The 18482-nt window shown below is 61.2% G+C and carries 17 protein-coding genes; 6 read left to right on the top strand and 11 right to left on the bottom strand.

The features are described from left to right. Positions 1-240: 240 nt before the first annotated feature. From dxs to AC559A_RS07845, 5 genes are all read left to right on the top strand, one after another. Positions 241-2289, top strand: a complete 2049-nt coding sequence (dxs, locus tag AC559A_RS07865) for a 1-deoxy-D-xylulose-5-phosphate synthase (protein ID WP_498817300.1) — start codon at positions 241-243, stop codon at positions 2287-2289. Between the two features lie 13 nt (positions 2290-2302). After that, complete coding sequence (locus AC559A_RS07860) at positions 2303-2503, top strand: DUF2905 domain-containing protein (protein WP_498817298.1); 201 nt, start codon at positions 2303-2305, stop codon at positions 2501-2503. 55 nt (positions 2504-2558) lie between these two features. Next, a complete protein-coding gene (zwf, locus tag AC559A_RS07855; protein WP_498817296.1) occupies positions 2559-4145 on the top strand; it encodes a glucose-6-phosphate dehydrogenase in 1587 nt (528 codons plus the stop codon). Between the two features lie 221 nt (positions 4146-4366). Further along, positions 4367-5380, top strand: a complete 1014-nt coding sequence (locus tag AC559A_RS07850; RefSeq protein ID WP_498817294.1) for a DUF933 domain-containing protein — start codon at positions 4367-4369, stop codon at positions 5378-5380. A gap of 219 nt (positions 5381-5599) precedes the next feature. After that, a complete protein-coding gene (locus AC559A_RS07845) occupies positions 5600-6376 on the top strand; it encodes an RNA methyltransferase (protein ID WP_498817292.1) in 777 nt (258 codons plus the stop codon). Between the two features lie 53 nt (positions 6377-6429). On the opposite strand, the gene AC559A_RS07840 is transcribed toward AC559A_RS07845, so the two are convergent. Then, on the bottom strand, positions 6430-6984 hold the full coding sequence (locus tag AC559A_RS07840; RefSeq protein ID WP_051434580.1) for a C40 family peptidase: 555 nt from the start codon (positions 6982-6984) through the stop codon (positions 6430-6432). A 115-nt stretch (positions 6985-7099) separates the two neighbouring features. On the opposite strand from AC559A_RS07840, the gene AC559A_RS07835 reads away from it, so the two are divergent. Beyond that, entirely contained in the window at positions 7100-7543 is a 444-nt protein-coding gene (locus AC559A_RS07835) for an NfeD family protein (protein WP_156932926.1), read from the top strand. 25 nt (positions 7544-7568) lie between these two features. Here the strand turns inward: AC559A_RS07835 and AC559A_RS07830 are convergent, their stop codons facing one another. The 10 genes from AC559A_RS07830 to nusA form a co-directional block, all read right to left on the bottom strand. Beyond that, on the bottom strand, positions 7569-8012 hold the full coding sequence (locus AC559A_RS07830) for a hypothetical protein (protein WP_028572358.1): 444 nt from the start codon (positions 8010-8012) through the stop codon (positions 7569-7571). 223 nt (positions 8013-8235) lie between these two features. Continuing rightward, on the bottom strand, positions 8236-10455 hold the full coding sequence (gene pnp, locus AC559A_RS07825; protein WP_498817290.1) for a polyribonucleotide nucleotidyltransferase: 2220 nt from the start codon (positions 10453-10455) through the stop codon (positions 8236-8238). A gap of 88 nt (positions 10456-10543) precedes the next feature. Beyond that, entirely contained in the window at positions 10544-10813 is a 270-nt protein-coding gene (gene rpsO, locus AC559A_RS07820) for a 30S ribosomal protein S15 (protein ID WP_028572360.1), read from the bottom strand. An 82-nt stretch (positions 10814-10895) separates the two neighbouring features. Beyond that, a complete protein-coding gene (gene truB / locus AC559A_RS07815) occupies positions 10896-11825 on the bottom strand; it encodes a tRNA pseudouridine(55) synthase TruB (protein WP_028572361.1) in 930 nt (309 codons plus the stop codon). Positions 11826-11872: 47 nt separating this feature from the next. Continuing rightward, on the bottom strand, positions 11873-12877 hold the full coding sequence (locus AC559A_RS07810; RefSeq protein WP_498817287.1) for a DHH family phosphoesterase: 1005 nt from the start codon (positions 12875-12877) through the stop codon (positions 11873-11875). After that, positions 12867-13202, bottom strand: coding sequence for a 30S ribosome-binding factor RbfA (rbfA, locus tag AC559A_RS07805; protein ID WP_035261678.1), 336 nt, complete (start codon positions 13200-13202; stop codon positions 12867-12869). The genes AC559A_RS07810 and rbfA overlap by 11 nt, the downstream gene beginning before the upstream one ends. Next, a complete protein-coding gene (locus tag AC559A_RS07800; RefSeq protein WP_051434581.1) occupies positions 13202-13540 on the bottom strand; it encodes a DUF503 domain-containing protein in 339 nt (112 codons plus the stop codon). The genes rbfA and AC559A_RS07800 overlap by 1 nt, the downstream gene beginning before the upstream one ends. A gap of 156 nt (positions 13541-13696) precedes the next feature. Beyond that, positions 13697-16654 (bottom strand): translation initiation factor IF-2, encoded by a 2958-nt coding sequence (infB, locus tag AC559A_RS07795; protein ID WP_498817285.1) that lies wholly within the window; start codon positions 16652-16654, stop codon positions 13697-13699. Continuing rightward, a complete protein-coding gene (locus AC559A_RS07790) occupies positions 16644-17060 on the bottom strand; it encodes a YlxR family protein (protein WP_498817357.1) in 417 nt (138 codons plus the stop codon). The genes infB and AC559A_RS07790 overlap by 11 nt, the downstream gene beginning before the upstream one ends. Then, positions 16954-18432: a transcription termination factor NusA gene (nusA, locus tag AC559A_RS07785; RefSeq protein ID WP_498817283.1), complete on the bottom strand. Its 1479-nt coding sequence runs from the start codon at positions 18430-18432 to the stop codon at positions 16954-16956. Before nusA ends, AC559A_RS07790 begins: the two co-directional genes overlap by 107 nt. Positions 18433-18482 lie beyond the last annotated feature (50 nt).

Raw genomic sequence — 18482 nt, 5'->3', positions numbered from 1 at the left:
TCTCGATCCTCACGCGCTATCAGGATCGAAATCGAAATCGTGATCGAAATCGAACGCCATATCCAAGAAAAGCCGAAATCGGGGTGATGCTCAGTATTTTTCGATTTCAATTTCGATCGCGATTTCGATTTTTTTGATGAGAACAGATGCCCTTGACCAACTATATTGCCATTTGCCGATTCGCTCTTGACCGGGTATCCTTTTCAGCCACCATAGCCCAGCTTCACAAGTGACCCAACCATGCCCAGCCATTCCAACGCCACGTTCATGCCCAGGGAGGCAGTTCCATTGCAACAGCCCGTCGATGAAACCAGCGCCGGCCCGCGCGACGCGACTCCGCAAGCGTCGGCCCATGCCCGCAAACGAACCGAAATTCCTGACGGGCATGCCCTGTTTTCCGCCATCAATCATCCCAAGGACATTAACGAACTGAACATCGCCCAGTTGGAAGCCGTGGCCCGGGAGGTCCGCCGGGCGATCATCTCCACGGTTTCGGCCAACGGCGGTCATCTGGCTCCGTCCCTGGGCGTGACCGACCTGACCCTGGCCCTGCTCAAGGTGTTCAACCCGGAACATGATCGGCTGGTCTGGGATGTGGGCCATCAAGCCTATGCCTACAAAATCTTGACCGGTCGCCGGGAAAATTTCCATACCCTGCGCACCCTGGGCGGGATCAGCGGTTTTCCGCGCATGGCCGAAAGCCCCTTCGACCATTTCGGCGTGGGGCACTCCAGCACCTCCATCTCCGCGGCTCTGGGAATGGCCATCGCCCGCGATCTGGCCGACGAGGACCATACCGTGGCCGCCATCATCGGCGACGGCTCCATGACCGCCGGCTTGGCTTATGAGGGCCTGAACCAGGCCGGAGACCTGGGGGTGAACCTGACCGTGGTGCTCAACGACAACGAGATGTCCATCTCCCGCAACGTCGGAGCCTTGTCCTCCTTCCTCAGCCGCAAGCTCTCCAAGCGCTGGGTGCAGCGCTTCAAGCAACAGATGGAAACCTGGATGCGCCAGGTTCCACGATTCGGGGACGACCTGGCCAACTACGCCCGGCTCAGTGAATCCTCTTTCAAAGGATTCTTCACCCCGGGAATGATCTTCGAGGCCTTCAAGTTCAACTACATCGGCCCGATCAACGGACACAGCATGCCGGACATGGTGGACATTTTCCAGCAAGTCAAGGACCTGGAAGGCCCGGTCCTGGTCCACGTGTTGACTACCAAGGGCAAGGGCTATGCCCCGGCGGAAAACAACCCCACCTATTTCCACGGCGTGGGCTGCTTTGTTCCGGAAACCGGCGAAGCCAGGAAGATTTCCGCCTGCCTGCCGCCCTACACGGAAATCTTCGGACGAACCCTGGTGGACCTGGCCGCGAAAAACGACAAGATCGTGGCCATCACCGCGGCCATGCCCGAAGGCACCGGGCTGAACTATTTCGCGGACGCCTATCCGGACCGTTTCTTCGACGTGGGCATCTGCGAGCAGCACGCCGTGACCATGGCCGCCGGACTGGCCTCCCAGGGCTACAGGCCGGTGGTGGCGGTCTACTCCACTTTTCTCCAGCGCTCCTACGACCAGGTGGTCCACGACGTCTGCCTTCAGAACCTGCCGGTAACCCTTTGCCTGGACCGGGCCGGACTGGTGGGCGAGGACGGAGCGACCCACCACGGCACCTTCGATATTTCCTTTCTGCGCCACATCCCCAACCTGCTGTTCATGGCCCCCAAGGACGAGGCGGAACTGCAACGCATGCTGGTCACGGCCCTGAGTCACCCCGGCCCGGCCGCCATTCGCTACCCTCGCGGCGTGGGCGTGGGCGCACCGTCTCAGGACGACCCCTCACCGCTGTCCCCGGGCCAGGGCGAAACCCTGCGCGACGGAGGAGAGGCGGTGGTCGTGGCCCTGGGCAGCCGGGTGCATCCCGCACTGGAAGCCGCCGGGGAATTGGCCAAAGAAACGGGTCGCGAGGTCGCCGTGTTCAACGCCCGGTTCATCAAGCCGCTGCCCAAAGCCCAATTGCTGGAACTGGCTCGAACTCACTCCCGGATGCTGATCGTGGAGGAAAACGTGGTGGCCGGCGGCTTCGGGTCCGCGGTGCTGGAACTGTTCGCGGCCCAAGGCGTGCTCCGCGGCCAGCGCATTCGCTTGCTGGGCATCCCGGACGTCTTCGTGGAGCATGGTCCGCAGCGAATGCTGCGCAAGCAACTCGGCCTGGACAAAACCGGGATCAAGGATGCGTTGGGCGAACTGTTCAGCGCCGACCCCTTGAGTCCAAAGGACAGCTGACTCGACGGATTGCATGTCCAAATTCCTGATCCTGATCGGCGTCTTTCTCCTCGTCACCGGCTTGTTCCGACCGCTTCTCCGAAAACTCCGACTGGGCAGGCTTCCCGGCGATTTTTTGATTCAGCGAGGCAATTTTCGGCTCTACCTGCCCGTGACCAGCTCCATCCTGGTCGGCCTAGGTCTGACCGTTCTGATTTGGCTGTTTCGTCACTGACCGATCCCCGGCCCCACGCCGCGTCCTCGTCCCAACTCCAAACAGGAGCGCTCCGATGACCACGCAAGACCTTCGGGACCTGTTCGTCCAGACCTCCGTTCAGCCGGATTCCCGGTCAACCGTCGCCATGCCCGACCCCAACCCCGGCACCGGTCGCCACCTGCCCCCATGCATCATCGTCGTGTTCGGGGCATCCGGCGACTTGGCCATGCGCAAGCTTTTTCCCGCCTTATACCACCTCCACGGCGGAGGCCACCTGCCGGACCATTTCGCCATTGTCGGATGCAGCCGGACCGAATTCGACGATCCCGGATTTCGCGACCAAGTCCGAAAGTCCCTGCCGTCTCCGGACAACGGCGACCAGGAGCGCCGCGACGCCTTTTTGCGATCCATCTGCTATCAGCAACTGCAATACGACAATCCGGACGACTACATGGCCCTGAGTCGCCGTCTCGAATCAGTGAGTAGCCTTTTCGGCACCCAAGGTAATACGCTGTTCTACCTGGCCGTTCCTCCGCAGCTCTACCCGGAGATCTCCACCCGGCTCGGTGAGAGCGGCTTGGCCCAGGAAAAAGACAGGACCCATGAGTGGTCCAGGGTGGTCCTGGAAAAGCCCTTTGGCCACGACCTGGAATCGGCCAAAACGCTCAACGACGTGCTGCACCGACATTTCGATGAACACCAGATATTTCGCATCGATCACTACCTGGCCAAGGAAACCGTGCAAAACGTGCTCATGTTCCGGTTTGCCAACACCATCTTCGAGCCGCTCTGGAACCGCAACTACATCGAATACGTGGGCATCACCGCGGCGGAAACCCTGGGCGTGGAGAAACGGGCCGGATACTACGAGCAGGCCGGGGTGCTCCGGGACATGTTTCAGAACCACATGATGCAACTGCTTTCCCTGGTGGCCATGGAACCGCCGGCCCGTTTCCAGGACGAGCCGGTCCGCGACGACAAGACCAAGGTCTTTCGCTCGTTGCGGCCTTTTGAACTCCAGGGCAAATTCAGCGACCTGGTCCTGGGCCAGTACGCCGCGGGTCGAATCGACGACAAAGACGTACCCGGGTACCGGGACGAGGAGAACGTCGCCCCGGACTCCCTCACCCCCACCTACGCCTTGCTGCGCTCCTATATCGACAACTGGCGCTGGCAGGGCGTGCCGTTCTACATCTGCTCCGGCAAGCGACTGGCCAAAAAATTGAGCCGGATCATCATCCAGTTCAAGGACGTCCCCCACGCCATGTTCCGGCACATTCTCGGCGAGCAAATTTCCTCCAATCGTCTGATCCTGGGCATCCAGCCGGACGAAGTGATCAACCTCACCTTCCAGGCCAAGATTCCAGGAATGAACAACATCCTGCGTACCGTGACCATGAATTTTGACTACAACCAGGAGGGCAAGACCGTCATCAAGGACGCCTATGAAAAGGTGCTCATGGACTGCCTGCTGGGCGACCAGATGCTGTTCTGGCGTCAGGACGCGGTCCGGCTCTGCTGGGCCTACCTCACCCCGATCCTGGAGATGTGCGAGTCCTGCGGAGACCGGGCCAAACACCTCAACTTCTACCCGGCCGGCGGATGGGGACCGGAAGAGGCCGCCACGCTGTATCCTGATTATCTCAAAGACCACGCCTGACATATCGAAATCGAAAAAAGCAACTGTCGCCACCATGCATTGGATCCAGCCCGCTCAAGACCGATTTCGATCACGATTTCGATTTCGATCGCCATGAGGTACCGAGCCGGTCCGGATCCATGGGGCAATCCTGCCCAGGGCCGCGACGACGGAGCGGTCTTTGACAATCCACCCGGATGCCCCTAAGCCGCATCTGCATCGCAACCATTTGGGAGTCATCCATGAAAACTGCATTGATCGGATTTGCCGGGGCGGGCAAGAGCGAACTGTTCGCGGCCCTGGCCGGAGCGGCGGCCGTGCCCTCCGGGCGGGCCATGGTCAAGGTTCCTGAACCGCGCCTGAGGCCCCTGACCGAACTGTATAAACCACCCAAGATCACGTTTACGGAAATCGAACTGCTGGACCTACCCGGCGCGGCCGGGGCCAAGGGCGGGGGCCTGGGGGACCGGGTGCTCAACGAAGTCCGACCCTACGACTGCCTGCTCGCGGTCCTGGACGGTTTCTCCGGCGCGGCCGAGCCTCTGGACCAGCTTCAGGCCATGGAGGCGGACTTTTTGATCGCCGACTTGGCCGTGGTGGAAAAACGCCTGGAACGCATCGCCCTAGACAAGAAAAAAACCAAGCTTCTCCACGATCCGGAAGAGGAAGCGGCTCTGCTACAGGCCAAGGAACACCTGGACCGGGAGCGCCCCTTGCGGGAGAACGAGGCTCTGCTGGCCCTGCCCAAACTGCGCGGCTTCCGCTTCCTCTCGGCCAAGCCCGTGCTCTGGGCCTGGAACGTGGGTGAAGACAGGCTGGCCGACGTCACGGTCCCGGAAGCCGGTCCCGGAATGGTGCATATCGCCGTTTCCGCCCGCCTGGAAAGAGAGTTGGCCGAGTTGCAGGACGATGAGGAACGCCAGGCTTTCATGCAGGACCTGGGCATGAATCGCTCGGCCCTGGATCTGGTGGTCGGGGGAGTATACAACTTGCTCGGCTTGATCACCTTTCTTACTGCCGGAGAGAAGGAAGTCCGGGCCTGGCCCTTGCGGGCCGGCCAGCCGGCCCAGGAAGCCGCGGGCGTGATCCATTCGGACATCCAACGCGGCTTCATCCGGGCCGAAGTGCTGGGCTGGGAGGATTTCCTGGCCTGCAAGACCTTCAAGACAGCCAAGGAACGCGGCCTGCTGCGCCTGGAGGGCAAGGAATACGTCGTTCGGGACGGGGACATCATCGAGTTCCGGTTCAACGTCTAATACCAATTCCACTTCGGCAATGCGTTTTTTGCTTGAGAAAATGCAGTTATCGGGGTCGGCGTCGGTATCGGGATCGGGATCGGGATAGATACTGTTTGTTCGCCAATAATCCTCATTCGACTCCGATACCGATTCCGATACCGACCCCGAATGAGAAGCTTTGAATTAGAAATGGACTAAGCCGATTGCCGGGATCAAATGCACCAGGAATCGCCTTCCATGCCTCTCGACCACGATCCCGCGGCGGCCCTGCTCCGTCAGCGCCTGGCCGTGGTCCTGTTTCGCCCCAAGTTCGCTGAAAACGTGGGCTCCACGGCCAGGGCCTGCCTGAACATGGGCTGTGAGCGGATTCTGTTGGCGGCGCCTCGGGACTACGCCCAGGAGCGGGCCAGGCCGCTGGCCACGGTCCACGCCGAGCCGCTCCTGGATCAGGCCCGGATCTTCGCGGACCTCCCCTCGGCACTGGCCCCGTTCACCCAGGTCTACGGCACCACGGCCCGCCTGGGCGGTCGGCGCGCGACCCTGCTCTCCCCGGCCCAGGCCGCCCGCCAAATCGTCGAACAAATTTTGGAAGGCCATGACGTGGCCCTGCTCTTCGGACCGGAAGACCGCGGGCTGACCAACGCCGAGATCGACCGCTGCTCCCACCTGATCTCCATTCCCACGGCCACGGCCACCGTCTCCTTGAACCTGGCCCAGGCCGTTTTGCTGATCCTCTACGAATGCCTGCAAGCCGCCCGAGGCGCACCGTCACCGATCCCCAAGCCCCTCCAAGCCGACTTCGTCGACCACGCCGAGCAGGAAGCATTATTCGCGGCCCTGGGACATCTGCTGACGGCGATCGACTTCCTCCCTAAGACGAACCCGGATTATGGGATGCTCAGGCTGCGTCGGCTCTGGCATCGTCTGGGAATGCGACGGAGCGAGTATGCCTTGCTGATGGGAATCTGCCGTCAGATGCAGTGGGCCTTGGGAAACAAAAAGAAAGAAGGGTGAAGACGCAGGGAGAGAGAAGAGAGAACTCGTGGAGCAAAAAGGACGTGACGACTTCAGAGAACCCGGCGTACGGCAATCAAACGTTGTTGCCAGTAGCTAGCGAACAGGCTTTCCTCCCGAACCCGTTGGCCCGGTCTGGGACTGTGGACGAAGGTGCCTCGTCCCGTGGCGATGCCCACGTGGTACGATCCCCGCATGCCAATGCGAAAAAAAACCAAATCTCCAGCCTGAAGCTGTCTCAAGGGAACCGAAACACCGGACCGCGCCTGCTCCCGCGCCGTGCGAGGCAATTCCACGCCATGCTTGCCAAAGATCCAGACCACGAGCCCGGAACAGTCAAACCCGCTGGTGGGGGACGTTCCTCCTCGGACATAGGGCCGCCCGTTCTTGCTCAAGGCGGTCTGGACCACGGACTCGGCCACGCTGCCGGGAATAGCGGGGCGGGGCGGCGGATGTCTGGCCCCGCAACCAGCCAGGGTGGCCAGGAAGGCAAGCGGCAAAAGCAGGACCGCGAGCCTTTGAAGACTCGTCCTGATATTCAGGCGGACCAGGAGAGTGAAAGCTCCCGACGCCGCGAAAGCGTTCTTGGAAATGGCGGAATTCCTCATGCGTTGGGGCGTTGTTTACGGCATATCCCAATTCAAGGCAAACCCGCGAGAACCGACTTGAGTTTGCCGCGTTCGTCTTCTATCTTCCCCTACTTTGGCCGAAAAAGCTTCGGCCTTGCCAAACCCGGTCAAACGTCGCGCCACCATGGAACACTGCCGCAGCAATCCCGCCTGGAGCAGAAAAACGCTGCTCCGATACGCTTTGTTCCAGGTTCCGGGCATCATCCTGGTCGGGGTCTTCTTGTGGGTGCTGCACGCGCTCCTGGGCGTCTCCGCAAGGATTGCCTGGGTGCTCCTGCTGCTCTGGTTGGTCAAGGACGCCCTGATGTTCTTTTTCGTCTGGCCGGCCTACCAGGGGAGTGAAGGCGATGGATGGTATTCCCTGGTCGGTTTGCGGGGCGAAGTCCGTCGTCCGCTCCGGCCCGAGGGCTATATTCGCATCCGCGGAGTGCTCTGGAAGGCCAGGGCCGAGGACCAAACCGCGCAGATCCCTCCAGGAACGCAGGTTGACGTGGTAGGCCGGGACGGCATTCAACTGATTGTCCGTCCCAGGCCGTGAATCTCCCTCGCCGATCACGCCACGACTATTCCGGTACGCACCACTCGGCTTCCCGCGCGTCCGCGAAGGCCAACACCCGCTCTTCACGCAGAAAATAGCAATACTCCACCGGCACGTAGGCCTGCCGCTCCGCATCCTTGAGGCTCATCCGCACCAGACCGACAAACCCCGCCAGGTTCACTTCCTGGACCGGGGCCACGCCTTCCGAAGGGGGGCGGACCACGATATTGCGCAGAACCAAGTCTCCGGGATAGGTGTCCGCGATATGCTCGATGACGATGTCGCGAAAAGCCGCGGGGAACGGACCGGGGTCCGCATGGTCCGGGTCAGCGGTCAGGGAAACGTGTCGCGTTCCGGATTGCGATTCAGGCTGATATCCGGGCTGTGTTCCGGGGGCACAGGCCAAAAGCCCTCCAAGCAGGATGGACAGGAGTACGGAGACGGATGCGACGAAGCGAAAAGCGGACATGGGAACCTCCGGAAGCGATACGGTTGAAGGTGGCGTGAAGACTCCGCCCCAGGCCGGCGTCAGGCCGGCGTCAGGCCGAGATCCTCGCGCCGACGCGGCATATTGCCCAATACGCAACACTTTCAACAAGAGCAATCGTCCACCAATGAAAAAAGGCGCATAACGCGCCTTTTTTCGATCCTGAACAGTGCTTGCACCGTCAAGCTTTCGTTCAATCAAGCTGCTACCGACGACCGCGATCGCGATCGCCACGACCCCGATCATCCCGGCCCCGGCCGCCGTCGCGGCGTGGGCCGCCGGAAGGCCGGGCCGCGGAGGACATGTCGAAGACCTCGCCGCGCTCTTCCATGATCACGGCCTTGCGGGACAGGCGGACCCGACCCGAAGATTCCACCTCGATCACCTTGACCTTCAGTTCCTGACCGAGTTGGACCACGTCCGCCACTTCCTCCACCCGCGACGTATCCAGTTGGGAAACGTGCACCAGGCCTTCCACTCCGGGCAGGATCTCCACCACCGCGCCGAATTCGATGATCTTCTTGACCCGACCGGTGTAGTCCTTGCCGATTTCCGGAACCTGATTGTAGAACGTGACCATTTCCACGGCCATGTCCAAGGCGTCCTTGGTCGGAGCGAAAATGGATATCTTTCCGGAATCGTCGATATCCACGGAAGCCCCCGTGGCCGCGGTGATCGCCTTGACGGTCTTGCCGCCGGGGCCGATGACCTCGCGGATCTTTTCCGGGTTGATGTGCACCACGCTGAGTTGCGGGGCGTAGGGCGAAAGCTCCGTCCGGGGCTTGTCCAGCACGCCGTTCATTTCCTTGAGAATATGCAGCCGGGCATCACGAGCCTGCTCCAAGGCCCTGCTGAGCACGTCCGTGGGAATTCCGGCGATCTTGATGTCCATCTGGATCGCTGTGATGCCCTCGGCGGTCCCGGCGACCTTGAAGTCCATGTCTCCGAGATGGTCCTCGGCACCAAGGATGTCCGTCAGGACCAGGTAATCCTCGCCTTCCTTGATCAGGCCCATGGCGATCCCGGCCACGGGTGCCGAAATAGGCACGCCCGCATCCATCAACGAAAGGGATGCGCCGCAGACAGTGGCCATGGACGAAGAACCGTTGCTCTCCATGACCTCGGAAACGATGCGCAGAGTGAACGGGTAATCCTCGGGCTGGGGCAGGACCGGGGTCAGGGCACGCTCGGCCAGTTGTCCATGGCCGATCTCCCGACGGCTGGGGCCGCGCAGCATCCGGGCCTCGCCAACACAATAGGGCGGGAAATTGTAGTGCAGCATGAACCGCTTGGTGCTCCCCCCGGCCAGAGTGTCCAGGCGCTGCTCGTCCCGGGTGCTGCCCATGGTGGCCACGGCCAGAGCCTTGGTTTCACCGCGGGTAAACAGGGCCGAACCGTGGGTTCTGGGCAACAGACCGACCTGGATGTCGATGGGCCGAACCGTGGTCAGATCCCGACCATCCAGGCGGATGTGCTCGCGGTGAATCCGGGCGCGCATCACCTCTTTCTCCAGGACTTCCATGATTTCGTCCACCTGGGAGCCCACGGCCTGGATGTCCACGCCTTTTTCCACCAGGGCTTGGATCACTTCCTGATGCACGGCCTTCTGGGCTTCCTTACGCGCGGCCTTCACCGGAATCTGCAGTGCGGTTTCCAGTTTGCCCTGGGCCAAATCGCGGACCATGGTGGTCAGGTCCGGATCAATGATGGTCAGTTTGGGTGCGATCTTGGGCTTACCGATCGTTTCTCGCATCTCGTCCTGCAGGTCCAGCAGGGGAATGACCTGCTGCTGACCCCACTCCAGGGCCTTGGCGATCAGGGATTCCGGAACAAAGGTCGCCCCGGCTTCCACCATGACCACGGCGTCGCGGGAAGCGGCCATGACCAGATTCAAGGTGCTTTCCGTCAAATCCTTGAAGCTGGGATTCAGCACGAACTCACCGTTGATGCAGCCGACCCTGATTCCGGCGATGGGCCCCAGGAAGGGAATCCGGGAGATGTGCAGGGCCGCGGAAGCGCCGGTGAGCGCCAGGACGTCCGGGTCGTTGTCCGGGTCTGCCGATAAAACCGTGGCGATGACCTGGATTTCCATGGGAAATTTTTTCGGGAACATGGGCCGGATGGGTCGGTCGATGACTCGGGATACCAGAGTTTCCCGGTCGCTGGGACGGCCGATCTCTCTCCGGAAAAAGTTTCCGGGGATCTGGCCCGCGGCATACGACATTTCCTGATAATTCACGGTCAAGGGCAGGAACGAAACTTCCCGGTCCAGGGCCTGGGCCACGGCCGTGACCAGCACGACGGTGTCGCCGCACTGCACCCAGACGGCGCCGTCGGCCTGATTGGCCATTCTTCCGGTTTCAATGATGAATTCCTTGCCGTTCAGGTTCGTCGACAGGCGTGTGCAGTTCATGAGATCATTCATAATACGTAGACATATCCTTGGCTGAAAAGAAGTGAACGGAGCCCCGGCAAGGCGATGGCCGCCGGGGCTCCAAAGGCATGCGCGAAAACTACTTGCGCAGTTTGAGTCGTTCGATCAGATCGCGGTAACGCTGCACGTCCTTCTTCTTGAGGTAGTTCAGCAGTCCCCTGCGCTTCCCGACCAGCTTCAACAGCCCGGTCCGGGAGTGAAAGTCCTTTTTGTGGGTCTTGAAATGCCCGGTCAATTCGTTGATGCGGTGGGTCAACAGGGCCACCTGCACCTCGGGCGAACCAGTGTCGCCCTCCTTCAACCGGTACTCCTCGATCACTTTGGCTTTATCTTCGATACTCATGACCACAGCGGATTCCTCCTTGTTTGTTCCCTTCGGGAAATGATTCGGGTCCCGGAAAACGACTCGCGTTCGGCTCCGGGTCCTGGGGCTAAAACAAGCCGCGCAGGATGGTCCATTGCAACAAGCCGTCCGCTTCGCGCGACTCGACCAAGGCCAGAGGCTGTTCCCGGTCATCCAGAAACAAGGCCCTCGTGCCCGGAGCCGGAGGCTGTTCGCCCTGCGGGCCATTGCCGGAAAAATTCCAGGGCAATCTTCCGCCATGACGGACGATCCGGGCCTGCTCCGGAGAAAGGATATGTTGCGAAAAATGCGGCAAGGCATCCCGCAACGCGATCACTTTCCCCGAAAACGACTCCGGCTCCTCCAACACGGCCTGGAGGCCGTGGGCCTGGTCAAGGGCGAAGGGATGGCTGCGCTCCCGGATCAACTCTTCCAGCACGGCCCCGCAGTGCAGGCGTTTCCCCAGGCTGTGGACCAGGGAACGGATATAGGTGCCGGCGGAACACTCCACCCGGAAGCGCACCAGGGGAAGGTCCATGGAAAGAACCTCCGCCTGAAAAATTTGAATCGGTTTTCGTTTCACCGGGACGTCCCGCCCGGATCGACTCAGGGCATACAACGGCTTGCCCTGGTGTTTGGCCGCGGAATAGGGAGGCACCTCCTGCTCGGTGAGCCGCTCCCACTCCAGAACGGCGGCGCGTATTCGCGGGGCGTCCGCCTCCGCGGGGTCAATGGAGTTCAAAACCTTTCCCAAAATGTCGTAGGTATCGGTTTCAACGCCCAAACGCAACACGCCCTGGTACAGCTTGCGACCCTCCGTCAGATAGGAGGCGATTTTCGTGGCCTGGCCCAGAAGGACCAGCAAGACTCCCTGGGCCAACGGATCCAGGGTCCCGGCATGACCGATCTTCCGCTGCCCCAGGGTGCGCTTGATCCGTTCCAGGCACTGCGTGGACGAGGGCCCGGACGGCTTGTTCAGGACCAGCACGCCGTGGGCTTGGTCCGGTTTTCGCGTCAAGGTCTCGGAATCCATTCGTTGGACAGGTTCCATACGAGGCGGAGACGTCACAATGCGGCGGAAGGATTTTTATCCGCCAAGGCGAAATACTGACGGACCATCCGCACCAGAAGTGCTTCCGCGTCCTCCAGGGAATGATGCAATTCGCCGCCGGAGGCGTTCTTGTGTCCACCACCGCCCACGGAGGAAGCGATTTCCTCCACATCCGTGTCACCGGAGGAACGCAGGCTGAATTTGATCTTGCGGGGCTCGTCTTCGCGCAGGCTGACCGCGATTTGCACCCCCTTGACCCGCCGGATGTAGTCCACCATGTCGTCGCAATCCTCGATGGTGGCTTGTCGCTCGTCGCGAAAGGTCTTGGGAATGGAAAGCACCCCGATTCGCCCATCATCGAACAATCTGGCCCGACTCAGGACGTCGCCCATCAGCTTCAATCGGTTTAACCGCCACTGGTTTTGCAACAGGGCGTTGAACCGTCCTGGATTCAGCCCTTGTCGGATAATGGTCGCCGCCAGCTCCAGCACCTTGGGTCCGGTATTTTCGTAGCTGAAGGATCCCGTGTCCGTGGTCAAAGCAAGGTAAACGGCTTCACCCAGAGGACCGCTCAGGGGGATGTCCAATTCCTGAGCCAGGTAACCGATCATCTCCCCTACGGAGGACCGATCCGGCTCCACCAGGTTCACCGCGCCGAAATCCCGGTTGCTGACATGGTGGTCGATGTTGATCGTGCGCTCCAGAGGCAGGCGGCCGGCCAAGTCCTTGCCCACACGCTTGACGTCGCCGCAGTCCAGCAGAACATACCACCGCGGTTCCCAGTCCGGATAAACCTGTTGCAAGGGCTGGGAGAAGCGCAGCCAGGAGAACCGATCCGGCACCGGGGACTCGTTGTACAGCCAGTACGTTTTGCCCAGTGCCTTCAGCAGCCATCCCAGGGCCACTGTGGAGCCCAGGGCATCGCCATCCGGATTGTTGTGCCCGGCCACCAGAAAATTGTCGCCTTCGCGCAACAGGCGCAACACACGGGCCCAACTGTCCGCCGTACTACCTTTCATGGTGACCGTCATAAACCATGTCCTCCAGAAAGATGTCCCGCTCGAAGCGCAGATCCGGGGTGGAGCGCAGATTCAGGCGTTTGCCCAGCAAGGTGCGCAGATATCCCTTGGCCTTGCCCAGGGAGACGGCGATTTCCTCCAGCCGGACCGGATCATCGGTACAGGTATAGAACACCTTGGCGATGCTCAGGTCTGAGTTGAGCCGTACCCCGCTGATGGTGACCAGTTCCAGCCGGGGGTCCTGGATCTCCTCCTGGAGCAACTGAGCCAGTTCCCTCTGGATCATGTCCGCGAGGCGAATTGATCGCCGGGACGGACCGCGCATTACCATGAGCCTCCTTCCAGCAGGTCCGCGCGGATATCTCCGGGGTCCTGCGTTGATCGAAATATTTCCGTATTGCCCTGGACGAATTCCACCGGCGCGGCGGCCTCGGCCAGGGACATGGCCTTGTGCAGCCGACTTTCAACCCGGGCCGCGTCGTTGGAAATCGTGACAGCCCCAAGGATCAGCCGTTCATGCTCGTCCATGGCCTCCACTTCGGACACGGCGAGATTGAACTTGTTGCGCAGCTTCTGTTTCAGACTCTGGGCCACCTTGCGCTTGCCCTTGAGGGAGTCGTTCCCATGCAGCCGGAACTCCAGCCGCAGGACGCCGATGATCATCCGGGGTTCAATGGTTCACGGTTCAATGGTTCAGCGGTTGAAAGCAACGGGTGAGGTCGTGAGGGGGGATGCGGAGTCCACTCATGCCACTGCGGACTTCCCAAATCAAGCAGAGCCCCAACCGTTGAACCCTGAACCGTGAACCGTTGAACCTTTCTACAGCGTCGCCGCTTCCGAGACTTCCTCAAAAGCCTCGATCACGTCGCCGACCTTGATGTCGTTGAAGTTGGCCAGCCCCACGCCGCATTCAAAGCCCTTGAGCACTTCCTTGGCGTCTTCCTTAAAGCGCCTCAGCGAGCTGAGTTTACCGGTGTAGATCACCACGCCCTCGCGCAGCAGGCGAATCTTGGCGTTGCGCAGCAGTTTGCCGTCCATCACCGCGCACCCGGCCACCATGCCGATCTTGGGCACACTGAAGGTCTGGCGAACTTCGGCCTGCCCCAGGTAGGACTCCCGGATAATCGGCGAGAGCATTCCGGTCATGGCGTCACGGATGTCGTTCACCAGGTTGTAGATGATGTCGTAAAAGCGGATTTCCACGCTCTCGGACTCGGCCACTTCCTTGACCTTGGCCACGGGCCGGACGTTGAAGCCGATCACGATGGCCGAAGAGGCCGCGGCCAGCATGACGTCGGATTCGGTGATGGCCCCGGCGCCGGAGTGGACGATCCGCACCCGGACCTCGTCCGTGGACAGCTTGAGCAGGGACTCGGAGACCGCCTCGGCGGACCCCTGCACATCGGTCTTGATGACCAGATTCAGGAACTTGGCCTCGCCGGCCGCCTTGGAGGCCAGGAAGCTGTCCAGGGTGACCTTGGTGGCCTTGGCCAGGGCCTTTTCGCGCTCCTTGGTCATGCGGGACTGGGCGATCCGGCGGGCGATTTTTTCATCCGCCACCACCACGAATTCGTCCCCGGATTCCCCCAGACCGTCAAAGCCTTGCACTTCCACCGGAAAGGCCGGACCGGCTTCCTTGATCTTCTTGCCCTTGTCGTCGAACATGGCCCGGACCTTGCCTTGGTACAGGCCGCAGACAAAGACGTCGCCGTCGCGCAGGGTCCCTTCCTGGATCAACACCGTGGCCACCGGACCGCGGCCCTTGTCCAGACGGGCTTCCACGATCCGCCCCCGGGCTCGCTTGGTCGGATTGGCTTTGAGATCCAGAACCTCGGCCTGGAGCAGAACCATTTCCAGCAGTTCGTCCAGACCGATGCGCTGTTTGGCCGAGACGTTGGCGAAAATCGTGTCTCCGCCCCAGGCTTCGGCCAGAAGCCCCATTTCGCTCAACTCGCGGATCACCCGTTCCGGGTTGGCGTCTTCCTTGTCGATCTTGTTCACGGCCACGACGATGGGCACCCCGGCGGCCTTGGCATGGTTCACGGCTTCCTTGGTCTGTTCCATCACGCCGTCGTCCGCGGCCACCACCAGGATGACCAGGTCCGTGACCTGGGCTCCACGGGCACGCATGGCCGTGAAGGCTTCGTGACCGGGCGTGTCCAGAAAGGTCACCGCGCCGCGGTTGGTCTGCACGTGATACGCGCCGATATGCTGGGTGATCCCCCCGGCCTCGCCCTTGGTCACGTTGGACTCGCGGATGGCGTCCAACAGGGAGGTCTTGCCGTGGTCCACGTGGCCCATGATGGTCACAACCGGAGAGCGCGTCACGAGATCTTCCGGCTTGTCCTCTTCACGGATGTGCGTGAACCCTTCTTCCATGAACCCGACCTGCTCCACCTCGTAGCCGAACTCCGCGGCCACCAGGGTCGCCGTATCCATGTCGATGGATTGGTTGATGGTGGTCATCACGCCCATGGAAAACAGGGTCTTGATGATCTCCTGGGCCTTGAGCCCCATCTGCTTGGCCATCTCCGAAACCCGGATGGCCTCTTCCATGCGGATTTTACGCTTGGCGGCCTTGATCGGCTGGGTTCCGGCCTGACCGGCCTGACCTTCGGCTTCGTGACGAAACTTGGGGCGCGACCGCTTGGCCCGGAACTTGCCGCCGGTCCGATCCTGAACCGGAGTGGTTTTCTTCTTTTTCCAGGACGGATCACCGCGGTCCTGTTCTCCGAGCACCGTAGGCTGAGTGATCTCCACGGTGCGTTTGCCCTTTTTCTTCTTCTTCCGATCCGAGGCGCTATCGCCCTGCGCACCGGCGTCCGCCCCGGCCCGGGCAGGCGCTTCCGCAGCGCCGGGCGTCCGAACCGGAGTGGGGGTGTACGGCTTGCTTTCGGGCTTATAGGAAAAGTCCGGCTTGGCTTCCGGCTTGGAAATGATCCGCACCTGCGGTCCGCTCTGGATCAACGGCTCGCGCTTCCGCGGTTTCCGCTTCTTCGCCTTTTCACCGACGGCTTCCGATGCAGCCGCATCGGACTCTTCGCCGGTGGCCGCCTCGGCGGGAGCCGCGGCTTCCACGTCCTCAGTTTTTGCATCACCCGTCGCATCCTCGCCGGATACGAATCCGTCGTCGGACGTGACGCCCTCCGTCCGTGTATCCACCGTACCGGAAACATCCGACACATCCGACACATCCGACACATTCGGCACATCCTGCGCGGCTGGAGCATCCGACGCAACACGCGCCGCCGTCTCTTCAGAGGCAGGTGCGGAAGGGGCATCCGCCCCGACTTCTTCTGCGCCTGGTTCTTTCATGTCCGGGGCGACAGGCTCTTCGGATGTGCCGATAATCCGTGCCGGGGGAGCGTCCACGGTCTTTTTTCCAGCCCGACGTTGAGCCGGCGCAGCAGCCTTGGCCGCATCCTCTCCGTTCTCCACCGCTCCCTTGATCGCATCCTGCTCCAAACCATCCGTTCTCTCGGGAGCCGGGACATCCTCGGGCTGATCTCCGGAGGCGTCCGAAGCTTCCTGGGCGTCCGGCTTGGCGACCTTCCGTCGCCGCCGCAAAATGACCCCGGGTTGGATCTCCCGCTGCTGAACATCGACAGGGGCGTCCGTGCGCTGCATTCTCTCTCGAACCTGGGCGGCCTCCTCTTCGGAGATGCTGCTGACATGGCTTTTCACCGGGATGTCCAGCTCGCGCAAGACTTGCAGCAATTCCTTATTGCTGACCCCAAGTTCAGAAGACAATTCCATAATGCGTATCTTATTGGCCATGCATTTCTCCCTTGCACCGCTTCCGACGTTTCCCTGTCGACGTCAATTTATCTAAACATAATAACTGATTACATACATAAAACCCCCGCCCGGGCAATTGCTGGCGGAGATCAACGAGAGCCCCTTGATCCGAGTTGCGCACGAAACGGCGCAACTCGATCTTGGGAGCTTTCCGGCGGCAGACGACGCACGTCCGTATGGGCACGTGCCCGACGCGTTTTTCCGGCTGGTCTGCCAATGGGTCTCCCAAAAATTCTCCTAAAAGTTCTCCGGAAGAGCCGTTGGCCGACCCTTGCGACTCATTCCCGGTCACGCTCCGCCTCGGGATCCGCGCTTGGGTCCGTCTCCCCGACGAAAGCGACTTCAGCCCCTTCGGTGAAAGCTGCTTCAGTCTCTTCGTTCGCATCAGCGGATTCATCCGCATCTTCCCCGGACTCGCCTTCGGATTCTGCCTCATCGAGATCAGGATCAGCAACCGCCTCCGAAACGGAATCGGCGGCCTCTTCGTCGCTCTCGCGGTCCTCGCTCTCATCGTCTTCAGGACGTTCGATCAAGCCAAGGAAATTGATGGCCGAACGGACATCGGCGACCTTGGCCTCGTCCAGTCCCTGAATCGTCAACAACTGCTCGTCGTCGGCCTCGGCCACGGCCGTGGGGCTGTTGAAGCCGGCGGCCAAAAAGGCTTCCAGAGGCACTTCGGCCACGCTGACCAATTGCTCCAGGCCCTGCCGATCCTTGTACATGGTCCCGTAGCGACTCTCCGTAAAAATATCGATCTTCCAACCCAACAGTTTGGCGGCCAACTTGACGTTCTGTCCCTTGCGCCCGATGGCCAGGGTAAGCTGATCGTCCGGGACCACGACTTCCAGGACGCCGTCCTCCTCGTCCACGGTAATCCGGGAAATCCTGGCCGGGGACAAGGCGTTCACGGCGTAGGTGGTGATCTCCGGGCTCCAGACGATGATGTCGATCCGCTCGCCGCGCAGTTCCTGGACGATATTCTGGATTCGCGAGCCGCGGACCCCGACGCAGGCGCCCACCGGATCCACGTCGCGATCCGTGGACATCACCGCCACCTTGGCTCGGCTACCCGGGTCCCTGGCCACGCCCATGATCCGCACGAAGCCATCTCCCACTTCCGGCACTTCGCGATGAAACAACACGGTCAGGTAATCCGGGTGCGACCGGGAAACAATGATCTGCGGGCCGCGCCCTTCCTTGCGCACGTCGAAAAGCAGGGCCTGAATTTGATCCCCGCGCCGGAACCGCTCCTTGGGAATCTGCTCTTCCTTGGGCAACAAGGCCTCGGTTCGGCCGAGGTTGATGATCCAGCCGGAACGATCCCGGCGCTGGATGGACCCGCTGACGATCTCCCGCTTGCGGTCCTTATATTCCTCGTAAATGATTTCCTGCTCCGCCTCACGCATCCGCTGGATGATGACCTGCTTGGCGGACTGGGCGGCGATCCGGCCCAGGTCTTCCACTTTCAGTTCGAAGCCGAGTTCGTCATCCAACTGAACATTGGGGTCGTGATGCTTGGCGTCCTCAAGCAGAATCTCGCTGACCGGATCGACGATCTCCTCCACCACCCGCTTGAACTGATAGACGTCGAAGCCGCCCTTGTCCTCGTTGAAGGAGACCTCGATATCCACATCCTCGCCCAGTTTTTTGGTCACCGAGGACCGCACGGCCCGTTCCAAGGTGTCAATGAGGAGATCCTTGTGGATTCCTCTGTCTTTACTGATTTGCTCAATGGCCTTGCGCAGTTCGGCGCTCATCTCATCCTCCAGGATAATATCAGGGCCGGGGCCGTTTCGCGCCTCCGGCC

Source organism: Desulfonatronum zhilinae (assembly GCF_900182865.1).
GTDB classification, from domain to species: Bacteria; Desulfobacterota; Desulfovibrionia; order Desulfovibrionales; family Desulfonatronaceae; genus Desulfonatronum; species Desulfonatronum lacustre.
The sequence above is the reverse complement of the archived record's forward strand: the minus strand, read 5'-3'. Positions and strand labels throughout refer to the sequence as shown.

What these genes read in the sequence shown, in the direction of transcription:
- dxs (WP_498817300.1), top strand. Translation starts at nt 241, where the DNA reads ATGCCCAGCCATTCCAACGCCACGTTCATGCCCAGGGAGGCAGTTCCA.
- AC559A_RS07860 (WP_498817298.1), top strand. Translation starts at nt 2,303, where the DNA reads ATGTCCAAATTCCTGATCCTGATCGGCGTCTTTCTCCTCGTCACCGGC.
- zwf (WP_498817296.1), top strand. Translation starts at nt 2,559, where the DNA reads ATGACCACGCAAGACCTTCGGGACCTGTTCGTCCAGACCTCCGTTCAG.
- AC559A_RS07850 (WP_498817294.1), top strand. Translation starts at nt 4,367, where the DNA reads ATGAAAACTGCATTGATCGGATTTGCCGGGGCGGGCAAGAGCGAACTG.
- AC559A_RS07845 (WP_498817292.1), top strand. Translation starts at nt 5,600, where the DNA reads ATGCCTCTCGACCACGATCCCGCGGCGGCCCTGCTCCGTCAGCGCCTG.
- AC559A_RS07840 (WP_051434580.1), bottom strand. Translation starts at nt 6,984, where the DNA reads ATGAGGAATTCCGCCATTTCCAAGAACGCTTTCGCGGCGTCGGGAGCT.
- AC559A_RS07830 (WP_028572358.1), bottom strand. Translation starts at nt 8,012, where the DNA reads ATGTCCGCTTTTCGCTTCGTCGCATCCGTCTCCGTACTCCTGTCCATC.
- pnp (WP_498817290.1), bottom strand. Translation starts at nt 10,455, where the DNA reads ATGAATGATCTCATGAACTGCACACGCCTGTCGACGAACCTGAACGGC.
- AC559A_RS07810 (WP_498817287.1), bottom strand. Translation starts at nt 12,877, where the DNA reads ATGAAAGGTAGTACGGCGGACAGTTGGGCCCGTGTGTTGCGCCTGTTG.
- rbfA (WP_035261678.1), bottom strand. Translation starts at nt 13,202, where the DNA reads ATGCGCGGTCCGTCCCGGCGATCAATTCGCCTCGCGGACATGATCCAG.
- AC559A_RS07800 (WP_051434581.1), bottom strand. Translation starts at nt 13,540, where the DNA reads ATGATCATCGGCGTCCTGCGGCTGGAGTTCCGGCTGCATGGGAACGAC.
- infB (WP_498817285.1), bottom strand. Translation starts at nt 16,654, where the DNA reads ATGGCCAATAAGATACGCATTATGGAATTGTCTTCTGAACTTGGGGTC.
- AC559A_RS07790 (WP_498817357.1), bottom strand. Translation starts at nt 17,060, where the DNA reads ATGCGAACGAAGAGACTGAAGCAGCTTTCACCGAAGGGGCTGAAGTCG.
- nusA (WP_498817283.1), bottom strand. Translation starts at nt 18,432, where the DNA reads ATGAGCGCCGAACTGCGCAAGGCCATTGAGCAAATCAGTAAAGACAGA.